The 6,000-nt window shown below is 41.8% G+C and carries 5 protein-coding genes; 4 read left to right on the top strand and 1 reads right to left on the bottom strand.

The window, feature by feature from the left end:
* Nucleotides 1-17: 17 nt before the first annotated feature.
* From F4694_RS24175 to F4694_RS24190, 4 genes are all read left to right on the top strand, one after another.
* Nucleotides 18-1,205 (top strand): MFS transporter, encoded by a 1,188-nt coding sequence (locus tag F4694_RS24175; protein WP_257029372.1) that lies wholly within the window; start codon nt 18-20, stop codon nt 1,203-1,205.
* Between the two features lie 135 nt (nt 1,206-1,340).
* The gene (locus tag F4694_RS24180; protein ID WP_179602465.1) at nt 1,341-2,864 is read left to right on the top strand and encodes a long-chain-fatty-acid--CoA ligase; all 1,524 of its coding nucleotides are present in this window, start codon (nt 1,341-1,343) and stop codon (nt 2,862-2,864) included.
* A 38-nt stretch (nt 2,865-2,902) separates the two neighbouring features.
* On the top strand, nt 2,903-4,048 hold the full coding sequence (locus tag F4694_RS24185) for an acyl-CoA dehydrogenase family protein (protein ID WP_179602466.1): 1,146 nt from the start codon (nt 2,903-2,905) through the stop codon (nt 4,046-4,048).
* Between the two features lie 15 nt (nt 4,049-4,063).
* Complete coding sequence (locus tag F4694_RS24190; RefSeq protein ID WP_179602467.1) at nt 4,064-5,626, top strand: fatty acid--CoA ligase; 1,563 nt, start codon at nt 4,064-4,066, stop codon at nt 5,624-5,626.
* Nucleotides 5,627-5,673: 47 nt separating this feature from the next.
* Here the strand turns inward: F4694_RS24190 and F4694_RS24195 are convergent.
* Nucleotides 5,674-6,000 (bottom strand): hypothetical protein (locus tag F4694_RS24195; protein WP_179602468.1); only part of this gene is annotated, 327 nt, incomplete at its 5' end.

A 6,000-nucleotide genomic window follows, 5' to 3' on the forward strand; every position in this document is an offset into this window, starting at 1 on the left:
TCGATAGGGGTGTTATCTTGAAAGAACGTTTGTGGACTAAATCTTTTATTATGTTGATGGTTGGGAATCTGTTTGTATTTATGTCCTTCCAAATGCTTATTCCAACCTTACCGCCTTACATAAAATCCATAGGTGCATCTGGAGTGGAAATTGGTCTTGTTACTGCATTGTTTTCAATTGGTGCTGTGCTCATAAGACCCTTTATTGGTTACATGCTCGAATACAAACAAAGGAAGGCACTTGTATTAATTGGGGCAATCATATTATTGATTATTACCGTCCTATACCCAGTTTCAAGGATTGTCGTGATATTCTTGTTTATCCGTTTTATCCATGGTCTTGCATGGGGCTGGTCAACAACGGTAAATGGAACGGCAGCAGTCGATGTTATACCATTTTCACGGCTGGGTGAAGGAATGGGTTATTTTGGGCTTTCAACCACTATCGGTTTCATTATTGCTCCTAGTCTAGGAATCTTTTTATATAATGTTACCTCTTTTACTAATCTCATTATTATTTCAGGCATATTAGGATTTATTTCTGTAGTCCTGCTTGCCCTTGTACGCTACAAAACACCTGAAGCGGTATTAAAAACAAAGAAGGAAAGTCTTAAATTTTCCTATCTGGGTTCACTAGTGGAGAAATCGAGCTGGTACCCATCTTTTATTACCATCATTATTTGTCTGGGTTATGGTTCAGTCTCAACCTTTATCGTAATCTACGGGGAAGAAAGAGGCATTGACCAAATCTTTTTATTCTATATTCTTAATGCTATTGTTGCTACAGCGGCTAGACCGTTTGCGGGCAAGTGGTTTGATGAAAAAGGTCCGATTGCCATGGTCTACTTCTGTATTGCAGCTACCTTTGTTGGGTTGTGGGTCCTTTCCTTTGCACAAACCAATTTCATGCTTGCCGTAGCAGGTGGATTATTTGGACTCGGTTTCGGCTGTGCCTTACCAACCTTACAATCCTGGACCTTATCCATGACACCCGAAAATCGAAGAGGTGTGGCCAATGGAATGTTCTTTTCATCAATCGATTTAGGAATTGGATTAAGCGGTCTTATCTTCGGAACAATAGCCCAATTCACTGATACGGCTAATCTCTTCCGGATAAGTAGCCTATTTTTAATCATGGCTATCGTTTTAACGATAATGGAAGTTAGGAAAAAGAGAGTTACTCCGAAGGAAAGAATTGTTTCATAATAAAAGGTCAGTCCTCTAGTGAAAGTGGGGCTGACCTTTTTTATTTGATAATTTTTTGCTAAAATATTCTAAATATTCTACATCTTTGTTACAATAAGTTGGGGTGATTTTTTTATTAAGAGGAGGAAAACAAGAATGAATATCGGTAGTCTTTTATCTCATAATGCCAGTAAGTACCCAGAATTATTAGCCATCGAATGCGAAGGCCGCAATTATACCTACCGACAATTTAATGAAGAGGTAAATAAACTTGCACATGGTCTACTAAAAATGGGGATCAATAAGGGCGATAAAATTGCCTTGATGATGAAAAACTCCGACCACTATGTATTTACTTTTTTTGCTATCACTAAAATCGGTGCAGTTGCAGTACCCGTTAATTTTCGATTAACCTCCTCCGAAGTTCACTACATACTACAGCAATCAGAAGCAAAGTTAGTGGTTTGTGATCTTGAATTTGAAGAAATCATTACCACAGCAAAAGAGGATAGTGATGTTCGGGAGGTGATTACCATCGGCGAACCACGAACACTTGGCTACCTCTCTTATGAAAGCGCTTTATCCGCGAATAAAATTGAACCCGAGGTGGAGGTTTCTGAAGAAGATGATTTAGAAATCTTATATACCTCAGGAACAACAGGGTGGCCGAAAGGAGCATTGTTTGATCATAAGAGGATTTTTAATGTAGGAATTTCTGTAACCATCAATATGGGATTGCGTCCACATGAGCGTATTCTTCATGTAGCACCACTTTTCCACTCTGCACAGTTAAATCTTTTCCTTATTGCAGGTGTTGCCTTAGGGGCAGCACATATCATTCATCGTGATTTCCATCCAGTCAAAACGCTTCAAACCATTCAAGAACATAAAATAACCCATTTCTTTGGTGTTCCAGCCATGTTTAATTTCATTTTACAAGTTCCCAATGCAGCAGATTTCGATTTATCCTCCATCAAAAGATGTGGGTATGGTGCAGCACCGATGGCACCTGAGTTAGTAAAGAAGAGCATTCAATTGTTTAAAACCGATCAATTTTATAATCTTTGTGGCTTAACTGAAGGCGGACCTGGTGGAATCCTTCTCGATCCAGAGGGTCATAAGCTTCATTTAGGCAAGGGAGGAAAACCTATCTTTTTAACAGAGACGCGTGTGGTCGACGAACAAGGAAATGACGTAAAACCGGGTGTAGTCGGTGAATTCATTATTAAAAGCCCGATGGTAATGAAAGAGTACTATAAAATGCCAGAAGAAACGAAGAGCACCATAAAAAATGGCTGGCTTTATACCGGTGACTTAGCAGCGATTGATGAGGAAGGCTATATCACCCTTGTTGATCGTAAAAAGGACATGATTATTACCGGCGGTGAAAATGTTTATTCTGTTGAAGTAGAAGGAGTTCTTTTCGAGCATCCAGCTGTATTAGATGCAGCCATTATTGGCTTGCCTGACGAAACCTGGGGTGAGGCGGTATGCGCCATTATTGTTCCAAAAGAAAGGGCTGTCATTAATGAAGAGGAGTTGAAAAGCTTCTGCCGTCAAAAGCTAGCTGGATACAAGGTTCCAAGACGGATTTTTATTGAACAGCAGTTACCAAGAAATGCTTCTGGGAAAATATTAAAATATCAGCTTCGACAAAAATTGACTCAAGTCAATGCTTAGCGGGTAAGCGGTACTAATAGAAGGTGAGGCGTTCCAATATGAAACATCCTTATTTAACGGAAGACCATGAAATATTCCGCAAGTCATTAAGAAGGTTTTTGGAAAAAGAAGCTGTTCCTTTTTATGAACAATGGGAAGAGGAGAGATTGATTCCGCGTTCCTTATGGAGAAAAATGGGGGAACAGGGCTTCCTTTGTCCGGATTTAGATGAACAATATGGTGGCAGTGGTGTCGACTGGGGATTTTCTGTGGTTATTAATGAAGAGTTAGAGAGAGTAGGATCGGGTCTAGTGGGAATAGGGCTGCATAATGATATTGTTGTCCCTTATATCAATTCTTTCGGTTCGGAGGAGCAGAAACAGCGCTGGCTTCCCCGCTGCGTCACAGGGGAACTTATTACGGCCATTGCCATGACCGAACCAGGTACAGGGTCTGACCTCGCAAATATTAAAACTACAGCAAAGCTTGACGGGGACCATTATATAGTGAATGGGCAAAAAACCTTTATCACAAATGGCATACAATCCGACTTAATCCTTGTGGCGTGTAAAACAAATCCTAATGCAGTACCAAAGCATAAAGGAGTGAGCCTGCTCCTAGTGGAACGAGATACTCCCGGTTTTTCAAGAGGAAGAAAGCTGAATAAAGTCGGTCTTCATAGTCAGGATACAGCCGAGTTAATATTTGAGGATTGCAAAGTGCCTAAGGAGAACCTGCTTGGTGAAGAAGGAAAAGGCTTCTTGTATATGATGGATAAACTCCAGCAGGAACGTCTGCTTGTGGCAATTGCAGCACAAACTGCGGCAGAGGTAATGCTTAAAGGGACGATTGACTATGTGAAAAGTCGTGAAGCCTTCGGAAAACCTATCAGCCAATTTCAAAATACACAGTTTAAAATAGCTGAAATGGCCACCGAGGTCGAGATGGGAAGAGCCTTTCTAGATCAATTAATAGCTGAACATATCGATGGTCAAAATGTGGTAACAAAGGTTTCGATGGCGAAGTGGAGGCTTACAGATACTGCGAAGAAAATTGCAGGTGAATGTCTGCAGCTTCATGGCGGCTATGGATATATGGAAGAATACGAGATTGCGAGAAGATTCCGGGATATTCAAGTTTCAAGTATTTACGCAGGTACAAATGAAATTATGAAAACAATTATTGCAAAAAATCTAGGTTTGTAAATTGGAGGAGATTCGATGACAACCACTATTGGAAAAGTTTTTGAATTAACCGTGAGGAGATATCCGAACAAGGAAGCGATTTACGATGTAAGAAAAAATGTCCGCTATACGTACAAAGAGTGGAATGAGCAGGTAAATCGTCTTGCAAATGCATTGTTAAATGAAGGAGTTAAAAAAGGTGATCGTGTTTCCACATTCATGTTTAATACGGAGGAATTAGGAACTGCATTTTTTGCCTGTGCTAAGATAGGTGCCATTTTCAATCCAATAAACTTTCGCTTAATGCCTGAGGAAGTGGCTTTCATTCTATCAGATGCAAATCCTAAGGTTGTTCTTTTTGAAAAGGCGTTGGAGTCTGTCATTTCTGCTATCGAAAATCGTTTTGATGGGATGGCTTTTTGGTTTATTGACGAAGAAACACCAGCCTATGCAGTAAGCTACCAGGAAAAACTAGCTGTGGCTTCGAGCGAAGAAATTCATGCTGAAGTCAATGAAAATGACATTTATGCGTTTATTTATACAAGCGGGACAACCGGCAGGCCAAAAGGAGTTATGCATAATCATCGAAATATGGTAGATCAAAGTATGCTATGTATTGCTGCCCAAAAGCTAGATTCAGAGGATGTTGGTCTTGTTACCGCTCCCATGTTCCATTGCGCTGAGCTTCACTGTGCCTTTCTGCCAAGAATTCAGGCTGGAGCACGAAACGTTATCCTTCACCAATTTAATCCGAAAGTGATCTTACAATTCATCCAGCAAGAGAAAATCACAAAGTTTTTTGCAGCGCCTACGATGTGGAACATGCTGCTGCAAGAGGATCTAAGCCAATATAATGCTGAGAGTCTGAAGCTTGGTTTATATGGTGCTGCTCCAATGGCACCGTCTCTTGTGCACGCTCTCCATGACCGGTTCGGTATTGGGTTAGTTCAAGCCTATGGGATGACAGAAATGGGTCCTGCTATCACCTTCTTATCCGAAAAGGATCAGCTTAGAAAGGCTGGTTCAGCTGGGCAAGCTGCATTTAATCATGATATTCGCGTCGTTCGTACTAGAGAGGATGGTCCGTCAGATCCTGATGATGTGGTTCCAGTTGGGGAAACAGGCGAGATTATTGTTAAAGGTCCGTGCATGATGGCAGGCTACTTTAATCGTGAAGAAGCGACAGCAAAATCGATGTATAAAGGCTGGTATCATTCAGGCGATATCGGTTATCTAGATGATGAGGGCTTCCTCTATGTCAATGACCGTGTAGATGACATGATCATTAGCGGCGGGGAAAACATTTATCCACGTGAGGTCGAGGATGTTTTACATGCACATGAGGGTGTATTGGATGTCGCGATCGTTGGTCAGCCAGATGACCGCTGGGGTGAAACGGTTACTGCTTTTGTCGTGAAAAAGAACCCTCAGCTAACTGAGCAGGACCTAGAAGACTATTGTAAAAACAGTGAAAGTCTTGCAAACTACAAACGCCCGCGTAAATATGTCTTCTGTGAAGCATTGCCGCGTAATGCAAGTGGCAAAATCCAGAAATTTGTGCTCCGGAAGCAGTTAGAAGGGCTATTTACACAGGGATGATGAGTAAAAAGGCCGCCGAGTATATCTCAGCGGCCTTTTCCTTACGATTACTGGCGGATAGCGAGAAATACTGGCGGATAGCGAGAAATACTGGCGGATAGCGAGAAATACTGACGGATAGCGAGAAATACTGGCGGATAGCGAGAAATACTGGCGGATACCGAGAAATACTGGCGGATGGGGGAAATTACTGGAGGATAGCGAGAAATACTGGCGGATGGCGAGAAATACTGGCGGATGGGGGAAATTACTGGAGGATAGCGAGAAATACTGGGGATGGCGAGAAATACTGGCGGATGGCGAGAAATACTGGCGGATGGCGAGAAATACTGGCGGATGGCGAGAAATACTGGCGGATGGCGAGAAATACTGGC

The sequence above is a fragment of the Neobacillus driksii genome, assembly GCF_013409995.1.
Classification (GTDB): Bacteria; Bacillota; Bacilli; order Bacillales; family Cytobacillaceae; genus Neobacillus; species Neobacillus driksii.

What these genes read in the sequence shown, in the direction of transcription:
- F4694_RS24180 (WP_179602465.1), top strand. Translation starts at nt 1,341, where the DNA reads ATGAATATCGGTAGTCTTTTATCTCATAATGCCAGTAAGTACCCAGAA.
- F4694_RS24185 (WP_179602466.1), top strand. Translation starts at nt 2,903, where the DNA reads ATGAAACATCCTTATTTAACGGAAGACCATGAAATATTCCGCAAGTCA.
- F4694_RS24190 (WP_179602467.1), top strand. Translation starts at nt 4,064, where the DNA reads ATGACAACCACTATTGGAAAAGTTTTTGAATTAACCGTGAGGAGATAT.